The 17,359-nt window shown below is 65.4% G+C and carries 21 protein-coding genes; 11 read left to right on the plus strand and 10 right to left on the minus strand.

What is annotated here, in order from left to right; translation table 11 throughout:
* Window positions 1-5 precede the first annotated feature (5 nt).
* The 7 genes from XI08_RS02745 to mdcA are packed head-to-tail and all read right to left on the minus strand — an operon-like array spanning window position 6 to window position 6,031.
* Window positions 6-932: an acyltransferase domain-containing protein gene (locus XI08_RS02745; protein WP_271573266.1), complete on the minus strand. Its 927-nt coding sequence runs from the start codon at window positions 930-932 to the stop codon at window positions 6-8.
* Window positions 932-1,780 (minus strand): triphosphoribosyl-dephospho-CoA synthase MdcB, encoded by an 849-nt coding sequence (mdcB, locus tag XI08_RS02750; protein ID WP_271573267.1) that lies wholly within the window; start codon window positions 1,778-1,780, stop codon window positions 932-934. Before mdcB ends, XI08_RS02745 begins: the two co-directional genes overlap by 1 nt.
* A complete protein-coding gene (gene mdcG / locus XI08_RS02755) occupies window positions 1,777-2,424 on the minus strand; it encodes a malonate decarboxylase holo-[acyl-carrier-protein] synthase (RefSeq protein WP_271573268.1) in 648 nt (215 codons plus the stop codon). Before mdcG ends, mdcB begins: the two co-directional genes overlap by 4 nt.
* Window positions 2,417-3,157: a biotin-independent malonate decarboxylase subunit gamma gene (mdcE, locus tag XI08_RS02760; RefSeq protein WP_271573269.1), complete on the minus strand. Its 741-nt coding sequence runs from the start codon at window positions 3,155-3,157 to the stop codon at window positions 2,417-2,419. Before mdcE ends, mdcG begins: the two co-directional genes overlap by 8 nt.
* The gene (locus tag XI08_RS02765) at window positions 3,144-4,058 is read right to left on the minus strand and encodes a biotin-independent malonate decarboxylase subunit beta (protein WP_271573270.1); all 915 of its coding nucleotides are present in this window, start codon (window positions 4,056-4,058) and stop codon (window positions 3,144-3,146) included. Before XI08_RS02765 ends, mdcE begins: the two co-directional genes overlap by 14 nt.
* Window positions 4,055-4,372: a malonate decarboxylase acyl carrier protein gene (mdcC, locus tag XI08_RS02770; protein WP_027549114.1), complete on the minus strand. Its 318-nt coding sequence runs from the start codon at window positions 4,370-4,372 to the stop codon at window positions 4,055-4,057. The genes XI08_RS02765 and mdcC overlap by 4 nt, the downstream gene beginning before the upstream one ends.
* Before the next feature lie 12 nt (window positions 4,373-4,384).
* A complete protein-coding gene (gene mdcA / locus XI08_RS02775; RefSeq protein ID WP_271573271.1) occupies window positions 4,385-6,031 on the minus strand; it encodes a malonate decarboxylase subunit alpha in 1,647 nt (548 codons plus the stop codon).
* A 193-nt stretch (window positions 6,032-6,224) separates the two neighbouring features.
* Between mdcA and madL the strand changes: the two genes are divergently transcribed.
* The 4 genes from madL (at window position 6,225) to XI08_RS02795 (ending at window position 8,592) form a co-directional block, all read left to right on the plus strand.
* A complete protein-coding gene (gene madL / locus XI08_RS02780; protein ID WP_027549116.1) occupies window positions 6,225-6,659 on the plus strand; it encodes a malonate transporter subunit MadL in 435 nt (144 codons plus the stop codon).
* Window positions 6,656-7,420: a malonate transporter subunit MadM gene (madM, locus tag XI08_RS02785; RefSeq protein WP_271573272.1), complete on the plus strand. Its 765-nt coding sequence runs from the start codon at window positions 6,656-6,658 to the stop codon at window positions 7,418-7,420. Before madL ends, madM begins: the two co-directional genes overlap by 4 nt.
* On the plus strand, window positions 7,421-8,107 hold the full coding sequence (locus XI08_RS02790) for a GntR family transcriptional regulator (protein ID WP_049824014.1): 687 nt from the start codon (window positions 7,421-7,423) through the stop codon (window positions 8,105-8,107).
* Between the two features lie 272 nt (window positions 8,108-8,379).
* The gene (locus tag XI08_RS02795) at window positions 8,380-8,592 is read left to right on the plus strand and encodes a hypothetical protein (protein ID WP_084303011.1); all 213 of its coding nucleotides are present in this window, start codon (window positions 8,380-8,382) and stop codon (window positions 8,590-8,592) included.
* Between the two features lie 115 nt (window positions 8,593-8,707).
* Here the strand turns inward: XI08_RS02795 and XI08_RS02800 are convergent, their stop codons facing one another.
* Entirely contained in the window at window positions 8,708-8,947 is a 240-nt protein-coding gene (locus XI08_RS02800) for a hypothetical protein (protein ID WP_135174359.1), read from the minus strand.
* Between the two features lie 282 nt (window positions 8,948-9,229).
* Between XI08_RS02800 and XI08_RS02805 the strand changes: the two genes are divergently transcribed.
* Window positions 9,230-10,522: a c-type cytochrome gene (locus XI08_RS02805; RefSeq protein WP_271573273.1), complete on the plus strand. Its 1,293-nt coding sequence runs from the start codon at window positions 9,230-9,232 to the stop codon at window positions 10,520-10,522.
* Window positions 10,523-10,679: 157 nt separating this feature from the next.
* Here XI08_RS02805 and XI08_RS02810 read toward each other — a convergent pair whose 3' ends face one another.
* Together XI08_RS02810 and XI08_RS02815 are read right to left on the minus strand one after the other, a co-directional pair.
* Window positions 10,680-10,874 carry a hypothetical protein gene (locus XI08_RS02810; RefSeq protein ID WP_271573274.1) on the minus strand — a complete coding sequence of 65 codons (195 nt, stop codon included), beginning with the start codon at window positions 10,872-10,874 and terminating at the stop codon, window positions 10,680-10,682.
* Window positions 10,875-10,878: 4 nt separating this feature from the next.
* Window positions 10,879-12,849 carry a 4Fe-4S binding protein gene (locus tag XI08_RS02815; RefSeq protein ID WP_271573275.1) on the minus strand — a complete coding sequence of 657 codons (1,971 nt, stop codon included), beginning with the start codon at window positions 12,847-12,849 and terminating at the stop codon, window positions 10,879-10,881.
* 64 nt (window positions 12,850-12,913) lie between these two features.
* Between XI08_RS02815 and XI08_RS02820 the strand changes: the two genes are divergently transcribed.
* The 6 genes from XI08_RS02820 (at window position 12,914) to XI08_RS02845 (ending at window position 17,337) form a co-directional block, all read left to right on the plus strand.
* Entirely contained in the window at window positions 12,914-13,756 is an 843-nt protein-coding gene (locus XI08_RS02820; protein ID WP_271573276.1) for a biotin/lipoate--protein ligase family protein, read from the plus strand.
* The gene (locus tag XI08_RS02825; RefSeq protein ID WP_027549124.1) at window positions 13,753-14,292 is read left to right on the plus strand and encodes a DUF6505 family protein; all 540 of its coding nucleotides are present in this window, start codon (window positions 13,753-13,755) and stop codon (window positions 14,290-14,292) included. The genes XI08_RS02820 and XI08_RS02825 overlap by 4 nt, the downstream gene beginning before the upstream one ends.
* The gene (locus tag XI08_RS02830) at window positions 14,289-15,296 is read left to right on the plus strand and encodes a DUF6352 family protein (protein ID WP_271573277.1); all 1,008 of its coding nucleotides are present in this window, start codon (window positions 14,289-14,291) and stop codon (window positions 15,294-15,296) included. The genes XI08_RS02825 and XI08_RS02830 overlap by 4 nt, the downstream gene beginning before the upstream one ends.
* Window positions 15,293-15,811 carry a DUF3305 domain-containing protein gene (locus XI08_RS02835; protein WP_271573278.1) on the plus strand — a complete coding sequence of 173 codons (519 nt, stop codon included), beginning with the start codon at window positions 15,293-15,295 and terminating at the stop codon, window positions 15,809-15,811. The genes XI08_RS02830 and XI08_RS02835 overlap by 4 nt, the downstream gene beginning before the upstream one ends.
* Entirely contained in the window at window positions 15,808-16,425 is a 618-nt protein-coding gene (locus XI08_RS02840) for a DUF3306 domain-containing protein (RefSeq protein ID WP_271573279.1), read from the plus strand. Before XI08_RS02835 ends, XI08_RS02840 begins: the two co-directional genes overlap by 4 nt.
* A 132-nt stretch (window positions 16,426-16,557) precedes the next feature.
* The gene (locus XI08_RS02845; protein ID WP_271573280.1) at window positions 16,558-17,337 is read left to right on the plus strand and encodes a molecular chaperone TorD family protein; all 780 of its coding nucleotides are present in this window, start codon (window positions 16,558-16,560) and stop codon (window positions 17,335-17,337) included.
* The last annotated feature ends 22 nt before the right edge of the window (window positions 17,338-17,359 follow it).

Here is a 17,359-nt window from a genome sequence, read left to right on the forward strand (position 1 = left end):
CATGTTCAAGACGGGCGCGATTGTAACCAATCTCGCAAACCACCTATGGTGCGAAATCCGTCCGCCGCGTAGCAGCGGACGGAGGGAAGGAAGGCCTGCATCATCTCGGCGAGTGCGTGTCCTGGACCGAGATCCAGCACCCTGCTGACGCCGAGCTCGGCAAGCGCTTCCAGCGTTGCCGACCAGTCGATCGGGCGCGCCACCTGGCAGGCGAGCTTTGCTGTTGCATTGCTGGCAGAGAAGATGCGCTCGCCGTCGCCTCCGGCGAGCAAGACTCGCTGATTTGCAATAGCGGAGGGTGTGCTGGCGTCGAGCGCCAGTTGAAAGGGGCGGCAGGCCTGTTCGAGCTGCCGCGTGTGCGACGCGATTCTCACGGCGAGAAGACCTGTGCGCGTGGCGCCTTGTCCGGTCGCTTCCTGGCAGAGGTCGATCACGTCCTGCTCGGCACCTCCGACGACCACGAGACGATCGGGGTTCCTGATCGCGATCTCGCAGCGATGCTTTCCGAGCAGGCGTTCGAGCGCGGCCGGGTCGAGCCCGCGGACATAGCCGAGACGGCCGTCGGGTCCGGCGACGCTGTCCATCAGGCGCGCGCGAACAGCCGTTAGTCGCAAGGCTTCATCGGCGGTCCATATCCCTGCAATGCTCCAGGCGGTCATCTCGCCGACGCTGTAGCCGGTGACGGCCGTAGGTTTGGTCAGGAGATCGGCAATACAGGCATGGATCGCGAGCGTCGATGTGACGGTCAGGATCTGGCTGACATGGTTGGCGGACATCTCGTCTGCGCTGTGCGTCCGGACGAACTCCCGTGGATCCTCGCCGAGACACGCGGTCGCCGCGGTGAAAACGGGCTCTGCGGCAGGCTGATCGGCGGCCAGATCGAAGATCTTGTCCGAGAGGGTGCCTTGTCCACCGCAGAGCAGGGCGAGCATCAGGGGTCCAGCCGATCGACGAAGAGGGCCATGGCCAGCAGATCCGCCGAGCCGCCGGGACTGAGATTGCGCGCCACAAACGCTTGATGAATGTCGATGGCTCGCTCGCGCCAGCCGTGGCGTCCGACGCCTCCGGCGGCAAGAAATGCGGATGCGCCGGCTTGCGCGAAGTGCAATCCATCCTCTCCGCCGCGATGCAGGAGGTTGGTGTCGGTGACGTCGGCGATGAGCGTCATGCAGGTCTGAACGCGGACTGCTTCCTCATCGCAAGGCGCGAGCTTTCGTGCAGCATGCAGGGCGGGCAGGGCGATCTCGTAGACCGATGGGAAGCCGCACGCTGCTTCCGCCCTGGCGCCGCCGGCACCGTAACGCCGCGAGGCCATGGCGCCGTGGCTGCGCAAGGATATGGGACCCGAAAGGATGTCTTCGCCCCAGCGCTGCGACACCAGATCGCCGAGCGATTTGCGAATGCCGAGCGCACCGCGATATCCCGCCGCGGCGCAGAGCAGACCCAGTCCGAAGATCGCGCCGCGATGCGTGTTGACGCCTCCGGTTTCCGCAAGCATGGCGCGCTCTGCGGCAACCCCGATCGCGCGCAATCGGCTCATGCCGGCGCCCTCGGCTCCGGCAAGCGCCAGATCACGGAGGAATGGCCTCAAGGTGTCGGCGCTGCGGCACAAGAGCTCGGCGTCCATGTCGCTGTGCGCGCCATTGTCGACATGGCTGACGAGCCCCGGTTTCGGATGGGTTTCAACTTCGAGCTTCAGGCAAAGCGATGCCAGATCACCGAGCTGCTCCGCATCGAGCGCGTTGGCAGGTGTCGATTGCCATCTCAGCGCGACGTTCACGACAAATTCCCCGACAGAAATGCGGCGCGCGTCGTGCTGATGACGCCGGCGGGGCCTTTCACGAGGACTTCATCCTCGTCAGCTCCGATGAGCTCGCGCCATTGGACCCCTCCCGCGCGACCAACGATCTCGCCGTCCAGCCGCATCGGCGCCTGCTTCGCGATCCGGCCGATGTCCGACGGCAGAGTGCCGGCGTGCCTTGCCGGCGACAGTGGCCAGAGCAGATCGAGGTCCGAACTGTCGGAAAGATAAGGCAGGCCGGTGAGGTGCTGCCAGGCCAGGCTGCCGAAGGTGCGGGTCTCCGGCAGAAGCTGGAGCAGCAGGCCGATCGTCTCCTGCCAGTGTGCAGGCGCCGCGGCGGCCGCATCGGCCAAGGTTGGCGGCGCAGCGGATGCGATGATGTCGGCGGGCGCGAGCACGAGCGCGATGCGCCGTTTGCCGTGGCTGGGCGGCAGCGGCAGGCCGAGCGGAATCATGCCGGCGGAATCGCTGCAAGCCGGCCGGCGAACGATGAGGGGATGGCCAGCGCGCGCCCAGCCGTCGATGATCGGTTCGCTGGCGAGTTCGGGATGGCGGCTCATCACGACAGCCCATCCGGCTGCCGAGGCCTTGACCATGGTGTGACGCGCGAGTGCTTCAGCCATGTTGCGCTCCCTGCTGCGCGACCGCGGCGAGCGCGACGACCCGATCGGCGATCTCGGCCGCCTTCCGGCGTCCGCCACGCTCTGCACCTAGCCGGCCACGATCATCCTGTCCTGCAGGCCGCTCCAGCACGGCCGCAAGCTGCGGCGCCAGGGGAGCAGTTTCATCCCAGACGACGTGAATGCCGCCGGTCTGCACCATGTTGTCGAGCCCGGGCGCGAAAACGGGCGTCGCTTCCGCCTTGGCCTTCAGCACGTCGATCGAAAGCTTGGTGACCCGCGCCATCGACGGCAGATCCATCACGGCGGGATGCGCGCCGGGGAGTGCCACCAGCGTGCCGGTGGCAAGAGCGGTGGCGATGAACGCACCGGCCGCGCTGCCGCCATAGAGCAGGCCGACGGTACGATGTCCCTCGGCTTCCGCCAGCAGCAGGGCTTTGGCGAGATGCGACAGATACTCGTTGAGGCCCAGCAGCTCGTCGCGCTTGCTCATGCGCTGGCTGGCGGAATCCACCAGGACCAGGATCGGCGCACGATCCCCGGATTTGACGATATCGATCACGCGCCCCGCGAGCACAATGGCTTCGTTCGCGCCGAGGGGCCGTCCTCGCGTGATGCCGAGTAGGTGGATCAGTCCTCCGTCAGGCAGGATCGCCCTTCCCGCAACTATTGAGCCGATGGTCTGGATGTCGTGGCCGTTCGGGAACAGGCCGGCCAGAATGTCATCGAGCGTCATCGGCGTTCTCCCTTGTCTTTGCCGCGCGCAGAAACGCGTCGGTCGGAAGCGCGGGGATCTCGGTCGGCGCGTCGATACCAAGCGTCTGCCAGATATCGACAGCGTCCTCGGCTTCGCCGAAACGCTGCAGCCGGCGCTCCAGGCGATTCTGCTCGGCTTCGAGAACGGTGGTATCGCAGCCACGCTTGATCTTGAGCGCGTCGATCGCCGCCTGGCGAAACGCCAGCGCCTCGTCGTCGACGAACATGTCGGCGCCGCCGATGAGATAGCGGTGCTTGCCGCCCATGGTGCGCCACACCAGCGCGCGGTCGCGCGAGTCGAACTCCTCGATGCCTCTGTTGGTCTCGATCACCTCGGGGCCGCTGACGCTGATCCGCCCCTGCTCGGACACGATCAGGCGCGAGCAGGTGCCTGCGATCAGGCTGCCGCCGCCATAACATCCGGCGCGGCCGCCGATCAGTCCGACGACGCTGACGCCCGCACGCCGCACCTCGATTACCGCGCGCATGATTTCTGCGATCGCGAGCTCGCCGGCATTGGCTTCCTGAAGCCGCACGCCGCCGGTGTCGAACAGGATCAGCACGTCCTGGCGAAGGGCGCGCGCGGCGCGCAGGAGGCCGGTGAGCTTGGCGCCGTGGACTTCGCCGAAGGCGCCGCCCATGAAGCGTCCTTCCTGGGCGGCGACGAGCACCGGCGATCCCTCCAGGCGGCCACGGCCGATGACGATGCCGTCGTCGAACTGTTCCGGCAGGTCGAAAATCGAAAGATGCGGGCTGATCTCGCGCAGTTCGGGGCCGATGTATTCGCAAAAGCTGCCGGCATCGACCAGCGCGTCGATGCGTTGCCGGGCGCTCGCCTCGTACCAGCTCAGCGAAACATTGTTGGCTGCCACCTGTGTCATCGTTCCGGCTCCTCGATCTTGCGGACGCCTTGCGCAAGGCGCAGCGCGACCGTGTCCGGGCGGGCTCCGCCGTCATTGATGGAGATGCGCAGGCCGCCAGCAGGGCGGCGGGCGACGAAGTCGCGGACCACGGCGTCCCACACTGCGCCGAAGCCGTGGGCTGCGGTTGCGATCTCGATCGTGCACGTGTCGGCTGGCGAGGTGCGTTCCAGCAGGACCTCGAGATTGCCGGAGGCGACGACACCGACGATCGCCTGCGTGCGGGAGCCGCCGGCGGATCTGGCTGCGGTCAGTCTGAAGCTGAGCTTTTCCATGCAAAAAACTCCTCACCAGTTGCGGAAGCGGCTGGGCGGACGATAGAGGCCGCCGGAGGCCAGCATGAGGTCCTTGATCGAGCGTGCCGCCAACAGGCGGCGGTCGGCATCGAGCGGATCGATGCCGAGATCCTCGGGACGCCGGATCACGCCGCGTTGCCTGAGCTGCTCGACGAGCTTAGCATCGCGCGCGCGCCCGATGTCGGTGTATCCGGCGACGCCGCGGATCGCCTGCTCGCGCTCGTCCTTGCTGCGGCACATCAGGAGGTTGGCGATGCCTTCCTCGGTGACGATGTGGGTCACGTCGTCCGAGTAGACCATTACCGGCGCGAGATCGAGCTTGAGCTCGCGCGCCAGCTCGAGCGCATCCAGCCGCTCGACGAAGAGCGGAGCATTGCGCTCGCCGAAGGTCTCGCCGATCTGCACCACGAGCTTGCGGCCGCGGCGCAGGGCGGGGGCGGCATCGGGCGCTGCCTCGGCACCGGCCTTGAGCCAGGGTTCGCTCGGGTGGCGGCGGCCGCGCGGATCGGATCCCATGTTGGGCGCGCCGCCGAACCCCGCGATGCGGCTCGTCGTCACCGTCGAGCTGTGGCCCTCGAGATCGATCTGGAGTGTCGATCCGATGAACATGTCGCAGGCATAGAGGCCGGCCGTCTGGCAGAAGGCGCGATTGGACCGCAGCGAGCCGTCGGGCCCCGTGAAGAAGATGTCGGAGCGCGCGGCGACATAGTCCTCCATGCCGACCTCCGAGCCGAAGCAATGGACCTGGTCGACCCAGCCGGATTCGATCGCCGGAATCAGCGTCGGATGCGGATTGAGCGCGAAATGCGTGCAGACCTTGCCCTTGAGGCCGAGCTTCTCGCCATAGGTCGGCAGCAACAGCTCGATCGCGGCGGTGTTGAAGCCGATGCCGTGATTGAGCCGGCGCACGCCATAGGGCGCATAGATGCCCTTGATGGCGAGCATCGCCGTCAGGATCTGGGTCTCGGTGATGGCGGCGGGGTCGCGGGTGAAGAGCGGCTCGACATAGAAGGGACGGCCGGCTTCGACCACGAAATGCACGAGGTCGCCGGGAATATCGACGCGCGGCACCTTGTCGACGATCTCGGTGACCTGCGCCACGACGAGGCCGTTCTTGTAACTCGTCGCCTCGACGACGGTCGGCGTGTCTTCGGTGTTCGGGCCTGTATAGAGATTGCCGTCCTTGTCGGCGCTCACTGCGGCGATCAGGGCGACGTTCGGCGTGAGATCGATGAAGTAGCGGGCGAACAGCTCGAGATAGGTATGGACCGCGCCGAGCTCGATCTTGCGGCCAAACAGCATGCGCGCAATGCGCGCCGATTGCGGGCCCGAATAGGAGAAGTCGAGCCGCCGCGCGATGCCTTTCTCGAAGACGTCGAGATGGGCGGGCAGGACCACGCCGGACTGGACCATGTGCAGGTCGCTGATCTCAGCGGGGTCGAGGTTGGCGAGCGCCGCGGCGAGGAGGTCGGCCTGCTTCTGATTGTCGCCTTCGAGGCACACCCGGTCGCCTGATCGGATCACGGCCGCGAGAAACGCGGGCAGGCTCGGGAGCGGGACGATCTTTCCCTTCGCGTGCCGCCGGCCGGCTGTCAGGCGCTCTCCCAGAGCGGCCTTTTGCATACCCCAATTGCTCATCTCGGCTCCTTGGCATGCGAGATTGCCTTCATTGGCGTCGAATGTATGCGTATTGCGCCTGAATGTCAATTAGTGTATACGCAACTCCATAAGCGATGGATATTCGCATACACAGGAGGAGATTCATGATGCGAATGCATACAAGTTGGCTAAGTCGCGTGACCGGAGCTCAATTCGCGCTGGGGAGGCGCCCGTGACTGTTTCCGGCGTCGCGCTGCTCTCCATCTGCACCTTGTTGGGGGTCTTCCTGGGGGACCTGCTCGGCATCGCCCTCGGCGTTAAGGCCAATGTCGGCGGTGTCGGCATTGCGATGATGTTTCTGATCGCCGCACGGCTCTGGCTGGTGCGGCGCGGCCTGCTCAGCCACGGTCTCAAGACCGGCGTGGAGTTCTGGGGCAGCTTCTACATTCCCATCGTGGTCGCCATGGCGGCGCAGCAGAACGTCGTTGCTGCGGCCAAAGGCGGTCCCATCGTCGTCATCGCGGGGATCGGCGCGGTCGCCGTGTGTTTCGCGATGGTGGCCCTGATCGGCCGGCTCAGCGGCCGCGTCGAGACCATGGACGAGATCGAGGCGCGCGAGGCGCTCGAGGCGACTGTGCCCCACTTCAAGTCAGGGAGGATCGGATGACGATGATATCGCACATTCTTGCTGCAAACTCGCTGCTCACCGCTTTCGCGGCGGTCGGGATCCTGATGTGGGTCTCCGGGGCGATCTCGAAATACCTCACCTTCGGACGCATCCACGGCTCGGCGATCGCGATCATGCTGGGGCTCGTGCTGGCCTTTTTCGGCGGTATCGCCACTGGCGGCGAAAAGGGCGTCGCCGACCTGCCGGCGCTGACCGGGATCGGCCTGATGGGCGGAGCGATGTTGCGGGATTTCGCCATCGTCGCCACCGCCTTCGAGGTCGATGTCGTTCATGCGCGCAAGGCCGGGGCAATCGGTGCGGTCGCGCTCGGACTGGGGACCGTCGTCCCGTTCATTCTGGGCGTCTTCGTTGCCGCCGCGTTCGGCTACACCGATGCCATCTCGATGACGACGATCGGTGCCGGCGCTGTGACCTACATCGTCGGCCCGGTCACGGGGGCTGCGATCGGCGCATCTTCGCCGGTTATTGCGCTCTCGATCGCGACCGGTGTATTCAAGGCGGTGATCGTCATGATCGGAACGCCCTTCGTGGCGAGGATGATCGGCCTCAACAATCCGCGCAGTGCAATGGTGTTTGGCGGCTTGATGGGAACGGTCAGTGGCGTGTCCGGAGGGCTGGCGGCGACGGACCGGCGTCTGGTGCCCTACGGTGCGCTGACGGCGACATTTCACACCGGGCTCGGGTGCCTGGTCGCCCCCTCGATCCTTTACTTCGCGGTGCGTGCGATCACGGGAGGCTGAATGGCAGAAGTACTGAAGGTCGCAGTCGGCGCGGAAGACGATGGCGGGCTGCTCTCCGATCGCATCCGCAACGCGCTCACTGACGAGATCGCCTCAGGCGCACTCGTCGCCGGTTCCGCACTGGAAGAGCAGCAGCTTGCCGATCGCTTTGGAGCTTCCCGCACGCCGGTGCGGGAGGCGCTTCGCCAGCTCGTGGTCAGCGGCCTCGTCGAGGTGCGCGGCCGCCGCGGCCTCGTCGTTGCGCGGATGACGCCGGAGCGCATCATGGACATGTTCGAGACCAGCGCCGAGGTCGAGGCGATGTGCGTCCGGCTTGCGACCTACCGCATGACCCCGCTCGAACGCAGCCACCTGATCGAGCTTCACGAAGGCTCGCTCGCGATGGTCGAGGCGAACGACGTTGATGCCTATGACGCGTTCAACCGGGAATTCCACGAATGCATCTACCGGGCAACGCACAACTCGTTTCTCGCCGAACAGGCGCAGGACGTGCGTTCGCGGCTCAGCGCCTTCCGCCGCACCCAATTGCGGCAGGGCGATCGCATTCGCAAGTCCCGCGACGAGCATGATGCCATCATGCAGGCGATCGCAGAAGGCGACGGAGAGACCGCAGCGCGCCGAATGCGTGCGCACATGCTGAATGCCGCGTCCGCGCTCAGGCGCTACATCGATGATCGCCTCGGCTGAGTCGCCTGATCGCACGATCGGGCCGATAGCTTGACCGCATCCGGCGGCCGCAGGCCCGGACTATTGGCAAGGTCGCGTACCTATTCTGTCTGATTGAGTGCGCCGCGCTCGCATCGCGCCGAGCGTGATGTCCCATGCTGCCTGGGGCAACCGCCCAAGCGATGATCAAGCGATGATCAAGAGAACGAGAGATGTGGGGCATCTCACACGGGAACTTCAAGTCTTGCACTAGTCAGAGCTTCGACTCTCTCAGAACCAACGGAGGTTCTCGCATGAAGCTCCTGATGATCTCTGGCCTGGCTGCGCTCGCGGTTTTCGTGGCCGCGACGAATATGCAGCGATCGCATCCATTATCGGTGAGTCGCGCATCGGTAGCAGGGATGCCCCCGGTGCAGGAGATGCAAAGACAGGCGCAACAAAGCAAATTGCCGGTTGAAGATTTCGTAGATCGATCGCTTGTGTTTCCAAGGGGAACACAGGAGTAGAGAGAATACTGCCATCGCGTCTCAACCAATAGCACTCGAGCTGGACGGCTTCGAACGGCTCGATGCGCCAGGCGGCTGGCCGGGCGCCAGTGCAGCAATTGTCGCAAACGCTGTCTCAGGGACCCATGAAAATCGGGTTGATCCCGATGGGATCGCCGAGCAGTCCCAAGGATTGAAGCTGCGCGCTGTGGATGTCGACTTCAAGGACAGCCAGCAGTAGCGCTAACACGACGGCGATGTAGACGAGCAGTGGCGACGCGCCCTGGCTGCCGGGATCGCGGTTTCGCGGCGGCGACGCGCGAAAGTGCCACAACCGCGAGATGAGCTGCAGATAGGTTTTCGGGTGTACTTGCATGTCCAGCCTCGATCCATGAGGCGTCCTTGGCAAGACTGCGACCACGTCGATCACCAATCAAGGCGCCGCTTGTCGCACCTGGAACCGAATGCGAGCTACCCCCATTGAGCTGGATCAAATGGGTGCGTTTTTGTCCAAAGGCCATGCCTGTCGGCCACGGACACGCCACGGAAGAGATCCGCAGAACGATCGCCGGGCGTCACGGGACGGCATTTGGCCGTGTTGCAAAAGCCGGGCAGAATGGCACGGTGGGTGCTTCGCTGTGAGTGTCTCCGACGGCCAATGGATTTGACCTTGCGTCTCGCCACCGTCCTCCTGACGGCATCGCTGCTTTTCCCGCTGCGGCCCACGCAGGCGCAGTTGGCGGGGCACGGCGGGCCTGTCCGCGCAATCGCCGTCTCGGCCGATGGCAAGACAGTTTTGTCGGGGAGCTTCGACACTGCGGCGATCCGATGGTCCCTGGCAACCGAGTCCGCCGAGCAGGTCCTTCGCTTCCATTCGGGTGCGGTGAACGCAGCTGCCTTCCTCGGAGACGGACGAATGGCAACGGCTGGTGCGGACGGCCAGATTGCTGTCTGGACGCCGGGCCGGCTGCAACCAGACCAGGTTATCGAAGGTCATACGGGACCCATTGTCGGACTCGCCGTTTCGCCCGATGCATCGAAGCTCGCGTCGGCCTCGTGGGACCACACCGTGCGGATTTCATCCTTGTCCGACGGTGGGACACGCGTGCTGCAAGGTCACTCGCAAAGCGTGAACGGCGTGGCCTTTGCCCCCGACGGAAAATCGCTGGTGAGCGTTGGTTACGATCTGACGGTATGGATCTGGCCCCTGCCGGGCGGCAGCCCCGAGATCGTTGCGATGCCGGCGCCGCTGAATGCCGTAGCCATCTCGCCTGATGGCGAAATCGTCACCGGCGCGGCAGACGGGAAGCTGCGCATGATGACCGCCGATGGCAAGGAGAATGGCGAGGTCATGGCTGGCGCCCGGCCGATCGTCGCCCTGGCGATCTCGCAAGACGGTGCCTTGATCGCCACGGGGGCAATTGACGGCACCGTTGCGATCGTCGATCGCAAGGCGCGCAGCGTGATGCGCACGCTGGCCGGGCTCGGCGCGCCGGTCTGGTCGGTCGCGTTCCTGCCCGATGGCGCGACGCTCCTGACTGGCGGTGCTGACGGCAAGATCAGGCGCTGGAATGCACTGACCGGCGCGGCGATCGGGTCGAACGTACTGGGCACGCCGGCGGATCCGCTCGCCGCCTATGTCGGCGATCACGGCGCCGAAATGTTCAGGGCCTGCGTCGCCTGCCATACATTGTCGGAGACTGAGGTACAGCGTGCCGGGCCGACGCTTGCGGGACTCTTCGGCCGGAAGATCGCCTCGCTGCCGGGCTACCGCTTCACCGACGCGCTCAAGGCGATGGATATCGTCTGGACGCCGGAGACCGTCTCAAAACTGTTCGAGATCGGGCCGAACGCCTATACGCCCGGCACCAAGATGCCGGAGCAGCGGATCGGCTCGGCCGAGGATCGCCGCGCGCTCACGGACTTTCTGGCCCGTGCGACGTCGAAGTAGCAGGCAGCAACGCCTTGCGCGTCCTCAAGCGAAGGCGGCGAGATACCAATGTCAACGCCCTAATACCCCGGCCATCGCTCCACGGGAATATTAGTCAGCTCCGGGTTCTCCTCGATCATGCGAGCCACGTCGATGCTAGGACGTTCCTTGAGCGCCGTCACGACACACTGATTGACGTATGTCCGGCGTGACAGCCACTTGATCTTCTTGCCCTTTGCCTCGGCCTGCAGGCGACGATCGCCTGTTTGAGCGCGACCTTTTCCACCTTGGTGAGGGCGGCGGCCTCGACGGCTGCGCCGGCGAGAATCGTGATGATGAGGCATGTCGAAAGAACCGTCATGAAACGCGGCATGCGGCTATTCCTTGTTCCCACGTTGACGCAGATAGTCATCCGTCGTCCGTGGCGGCGCGCGTTCCGGAACGTCCTGGATCGGATCGAACTGCTGTTCGCTCATGACAATGACGCGACAATCGGCGCACATCCGCAAGGCCTCGGTCCGGCGATCCCCGGTGGGATACATCCAATGGTGCCCCTCGAGCTTCGTCGCGATCCGATCGATCGTGCTCTTCACGCCGAAGGGCGTGCCGCAGCGGACACACAGGGCCGGTTCTTCTTCCTTGATCACTTGCGCCGGCGCGCGCCGTGCCCGGAAGTCGATCTGCGGGGTGAGCGTGATGACCTTCTCAGGACAGGTGCTCTGGCACAAACCGCACTGCACGCAGGCGTCCTCCACGAATTTGAGGACGGGACGCTCGGGATCGGCGCGAAGTGCGCCGGTCGGGCAGACCGAAACACAGGACAGGCACAGCGTGCAACCGCCGGTGTCAACAGTGATCGCACCGATCGGTGCGCCCTCGGGCAAGGCGATCACGTCGACCGGCTTGGGCGCGAGGCGATGCAATTCACTGAGGCCAAAGCGAAGCAGATCGCCGCGCTTGCCGACCGTCCGGAAAGTCGCAGGAATATCGAGGCCGGCGAGGGGACCAATCCCCGTCAGTTGGTCAGCCAGCGTGTCGGGATCGTCGGTTTCGATCGTGGTCACGCGGCTGCCCTCGAATCCGAGCCCGGCGAGAATGGTCTTGGCCATGACGATCGTCTGCAACAATCCGGTCACACCGTGTCGCGGCTTGGCGCGCAGGAAAAACCGGACGGCTGCCGCGCCATACGCGAATGCGCCGATAACGGCCTCCAGGCCGACCTGCGTCAACTCGTTGACGGCGAGGGGAAGCACGTTGGCTGGCAATCCGTCGCCGTGACGGGCGAGCGCATCGATCAGCGGCGTGCCGTGAGGGCCGTCATGCAGCAGCAGCACAGGATGCGTACCGCCAGCTTCGCGATAGGCGAGCAACATGGCGCGAAGGATCTGCAACTGGGTGTCGGCGGGCGGCAGCGCGTAGGATGCAGCTCCTGTGGGGCAGGCGGCCGCGCATTGCCCACAACCTGCGCAGACCTCTGCGTTGACAGCGACATGGTCGCCGTCCGGCGTAATTGCACCGGTCGGGCAAAGATCCAGGCAGCGATGGCATCCGATCAGCTTCGAGCGCGAATGCGCGCAGAGGCTGGGCGTGAAGTCGACATATCTCGGCTTGTCGAAACGTCCGACGAGATCGCGAGCGGCAAGCACCGCGCGCAGCACCGCCGCCGGATTTCTCGGATCGGCGCGGAGATAGCCGTCCCGCAGGTCGTGCGCCGGAAACAGCGGTGGCTCGCCGGAGAGGTCGAGCACCAGATCGCAGCGCGAGGTCGCCCCGTTGCGCGGGGCACCGAACACGAAGCGGTCGCGCGAAGAGGGGTGGGGTTGCGCGTAGTCGTCGATCGTGAGCTCGAAGGCACCAAAATGTCCCCGTGCGTTGCGGATCGTGCCCTTTACGATCGGAAACAATGCCGCGGCAGGCGGCGTAACGTCGGTCGGCTGCTTGAGCATGACCGTGACATCGAGATGGTCTGCGAGCAGCCGCCCGGCTTCGATCGCGGCCTCGTCTCGCCCATAGATCAGGATGATGCCGTCACTCGACAATGTGACCAGCGGAAAGTCCGGTGCGGGAATTGCCGCCGCCGCAAGCAGTGCCGCCATCTTCGCGCCCGCGTTCGCACCGTCGCGCGACCAGCCCGCCGTCTCGCGGATGTTGACGAAGGTGATCCCGCCAGGGCGATCGCCAACCTCGTCGGTGAATTGCGCAGCCTGCTGCGTGCAGGCGACTGTCAGCGGGCCATCCGCCTTTGCCGCGTTGCGGAAATGATCGAGCTCTGCGCCGCAGAGATGGTGAAAGCTTCTGATCTCGCAGTTGGGGCACCCACGCCGGATCGCGGCCGTGTCGAGGCGCATCGTGTCTTCACACGAGCAGATCAGGACGGTCTTCGCTGGCTGCTCCAGGTGAATCCCTCCGCCAGTGCGGCGCCGACTTACGGACTCGCGCCATTCTTGCACCTCGTATAGATTTTCACTATCGGGAAGAAAAGGAAAGTGGAGGACGGCCTTGCGGTCGACCCCAACCAGCCACGTTTCCCTGGTGGAACCGATCCAACTGCCGCCGCCCTTCACGCTGGTCCGGTTGCGGGAGAGCGGAGACGCCTTTGCCCACGCTTGCGGCATTGCACCAAAGCGCGGCGCCGGCACGCTGGTGTGCGTCGGGCGGTTCGATCTCGCCGAATTCGCCGTGGTGCTCGAGCCAGGCGAGCTCTTGAGTACCGCGCGGCGCGCCTTCTACGCCGGCATGGTCGCGCTCACCGACGCTCTTCGCGAATATGCGCCGCCCAACAAGACGGTTGCGATCGGCTGGCCCGGCTCCGTCGAGATCGACGGCGGGTTGGTCGGCGGGGGGCGGATGGGATGGCCATCGTCCGCGCGCGAGGATGAGCCGCCCGCCTGGCTGGTGTTTGGCGCCATGATCCGGACGGTTGCAATGGCCGATCGGGGGCCCGGCGTTCAGGTGCTCGCGTCCGCGTTGGACGAGGAGGGGTTCGGCGAAGCAGGCGCCGCGCAGGTGACCGAGAGTTTTGCACGGCACCTGATGCGGGTGATCGATCGTTGGCAGGTCGATGGTTTTGACAGCGTCGCACGCGATTATCTCAGCCGGGTTCCCCGCGAGCGGCGGACCGTCCTGAGCATCGACGAGAGCGGCGATCTCCTCACGCGCCGCGTCGATACCGGCAAGGTCGAGCGGAGCGATCTCGTCAAGGCGCTCGCCAAGCCATCCTGGCTCGATCCGAAGCTCGGAGGGCCGCGACTGTGAAGCTGCTCCGCACCATCGCGCTCGATCCCTCCGACACCTTCGTGTTCGATGCGGCGGCAGAGCCCGGCGAATGGGCCGTCTCCGGCGCGTTCCGCTTCTGCGACCAGGATCCGGCGGCGTTGAGCGGCAAGGCGCGCGCGGCATTCCGCAGCGGCTTCCTCGGGGTGCAGTCCTGGGGCTGGTCGACGCTGGCGCAGATTGTGCCGGCAACGGAGAGCGATTGCCGGGCGCTGATCGAGCTCCTCGCCCGGCAACTCATCGATCGTTTCGGCGCGCCGGATCCGGCAACCGCGCGGACGGCCGCCGAAGAGGAGGTTGCCTTTGTGCGGTCGCTCTGCACGCATCCGATCAGTTCGCTCATTGCCGTCCACCGCTCGGCGCGCGACGGCGAAGTCCGCGAATCCTTCCGCAGGCTGCAGCTGCGGCCAGGGCAGGGGCACAGCAAGGCGTTCTCGTTCATGGAAGCCGAGGATGATGTCGAACCCGACAGCAATGTCAGGCTTGCCGATATGAGCCAGGAGCCGCAGCGTCGATGAATGATTTCTGGATCGCATGTGGCCACCATCTGCTCGATCGCGAGGCGGGCGGGGGGCTTTGCGTCACCGACGAGTTCCTGAAGGTCTATTTCGTCCGGCCCGAGCTGATTCCGCCGGACGAAGCGTGCCCGGTCGAGCGGCGGCTGCACCGCGAACTGCTTGCCGCTCCCCGCCGGGCGGTCAGTGCGGACGAGATCGCAGCGATTGTCGATGCGGATGCCCGGGAGAACTGGCGGCTCGTGCTTGCCGTTCGCGATCTCCTGGTGCGGCATCCGACCCTGGAGGCCGCCTATCTTGCAACCGTCCGGTCGGGGGGAAACGGATTGCCGCCGCTGTTCGTCAATCAACTCGTGCATGTCATCCTGCGCAATGCGCTGGATGGCTGCGATGACCCGTTCGTGCTGCGCGCCGCCGAGCTGTTCTTCCGCCCGCAGCGCATCCTGCCGCATGAGCGGGCCCTGCTGCTCGGCGATGAGGAGGTCGTCGGTGGGCAGAGCCCGACCCCGGTGCTCTCGCTGATGTCGATGCTGGGGGCCGTGACCGATGCCGAGCTGGACGTCTTGAGCGAGGGCAACGCCGACGACTATTGGCACCGAAGCGACCATTTCGACATGGCTTTCGATCTCACCGCGGCAGGGCGCGGGCCGAGGGCGCTGGCGCAGGCGATGGCGCGCTGGATCTCTCATCTGCTCGGGATCGACGTCTTTATTGAGCCGCTGCGCGAACTGCGTGATGCGCGGCTCACCTGGTATGTCGGGCTCGACGCCGATGCGACCAGGCTCGGCGACCGTCTCTGGCATGGCGAGCAACTCGACGACCGCAGCGCCGGCCGCGTGCTTTCATTGTTCCGCCTGACGTTTGCAGACCCGAATACGGCCGCAGACGAGATCCAGGGCGAGCCGGTCTATCTCTTCCTGTCGATGAACTCCGATCAGAAGCTCCGGATGAAGCCGCAGAATTTGCTGACGGGGCTGCCGATCAAACACCTGGAGAGGGTGACATGAGCCCGGCTGCGCTGCCGCTTGTGCGCATCCCCGTCGGTATCGTGGTCGGGCGGTACAAGGCGGACTCGCCGTGGACCGACTTTGTCTGGCGCGCTGTCGCCGTGCTGCCGGACGGGCCGGACACGAAGTCCTGGACGGTGCTCCGTGACGAGGGCGGTGGGACGACGCTGTTCTATGCCGGCAGCACGACGGTCGATCTCTACAGTTCCGAGACGGCGCGCTATCGCGACAATCTTGCTACGGGTCGTCCGAGCATCTGGATCGTGTTGTCGCCTGCGGAAGGCACCTGGCCCTATTCGGTGACTGCCGCCACCGCCGATCCTGCGGAAGGCGAGGCGTTCACGGAGGCCGGTGCGAATCTGGTCGAGGCCGTCCCCATGCCGGAAGTGCTGCGTGAGCGGATTGAAAGCTTCGTTGCCGAGTACCACGTCGAACGGGAGTTCTTCAAACGCACGCGGCGGCAGGCCGATCCGGAGGCGCTGGCGCGCCGGCAGCATGAAGGCGGACACGAATGAGTGAGGACAGGTTCCTGGCGCGCTGGTCCCGTCGCAAGCAGGAGGCAAAGGCGAACCCGACGCAATCGGATCCGGCAATGCGCGGTGACATGCAGTCGGCGCTGCTGCCCGCCGCGAAGGACGACGAAGCGGAGTTCGACCTCTCGAGCCTGCCTTCGATCGACTTGATCACGTCAGCGACCGACATCACGGCGTTCTTGCGCAAAGGGATTCCGCAGGAGCTGACGCGTGCGGCGCTTCGTCGCGCCTGGAGCGCTGATCCCGCCATTCGCGACTTCGTGGGGCTTGCGGAAAGCGCGTGGGACTTCAACGATCCGACCGCGATGCCGGGCTTTGGTCCGCTGGATTGTTCGGAAGCAGAACTGGCCGCGTTCGTGGACAGAATCGTCGGCGGCCTCAGCAAGTCAGCCGAGACGCTGTCTGAGACTCCGGTTGAAGCCACGGATTCTTCGCGGGAATTGCGCCAGGTTGAGAAATCGAATGTCGAGATCGTCGCCGAAGAAGCCGCGCCTGCACCTGTTCCTGCTGCAGCGCAACTAACGGTCGCCGAAAGCACTGAAGGCGAACACCTGTCGCCTCCCGGCCGCACGCATGGCGGCGCGCTGCCCCGCTAGGGCTCTCCGACGAAAGGCCATAGCCTCGGACTATGGGAGGCGATTGACCCTCCGTTGGGCCGGGACTACGCTTCGTCTAGCGCTTTGTAGCAAAAGCAAAATCAGCACCTGGGACTTGGATGGGAGGTCCACGTGCGTGATGATGGCCTTGAGCGAGCCATTTGCGCCGCCGGCGGCGTTGCTGGCCTTGCGCGCAAAATCGGCATTAGCCAACCCTCCGTTTCGAACTGGAACCAGGTGCCCGCACAACGGGTGATTGCGGTCGAAGCGGCGACCGGCGTATCGCGCAAAGACTTGCGGCCTGATCTGTACGGCGAGCCGCTTTTGTCCGAAGAGCTGGTTGAACCCGTCGATGCGGCGCGTGCGCAGGAATATCTGCTGCTCGCGACGCTCTTGTCCGCAGCACCGTCAGGAAGGCTGCTCGATCAACTGGCCGCATTGATCGGTGATGCGACGCCGCTCGGGCGCGCGCATGCCGAGCTGGCTGCGGCCGCCGCCAATACAGTCGCAGCGCAGGCCGAACGCGAATATTTCGATCTGTTCGTCGGTCTCGGCCGCGGCGAGCTCTTGCCCTATGCCTCCTACTATCTGACGGGATTTCTCAACGAGCGACCGCTGTCGCGCCTGCGCGCCGATCTCGCCGCGTCCGGGATCGCGCGCGCCGCGAATAATTTCGAGCCGGAAGATCACGCCGCCGTCCTGTGCGAGATCATGGCAGGTTTCGCGGGAGGCCGCTTCCCTGCGTCGTTCGAGGCGCAGCGCGCATTCTTTGACAAACACGTCGGGCCCTGGATAGGGCGGCTGTTCGCCGACATCGAGGGCGCGGAGAGCGCCGTCTTCTATCGTGCGGTCGGCGCGCTCGGTCGCGCCTTTATCGAGATCGAGACGGAAGCATTCACGTTCGCCAACTGACCTGCACCGGCGGGTCCAGGAG

It is taken from the genome of Bradyrhizobium sp. CCBAU 11361, from assembly GCF_028128935.1.
GTDB lineage: Bacteria > Pseudomonadota > Alphaproteobacteria > Rhizobiales > Xanthobacteraceae > Bradyrhizobium > Bradyrhizobium niftali.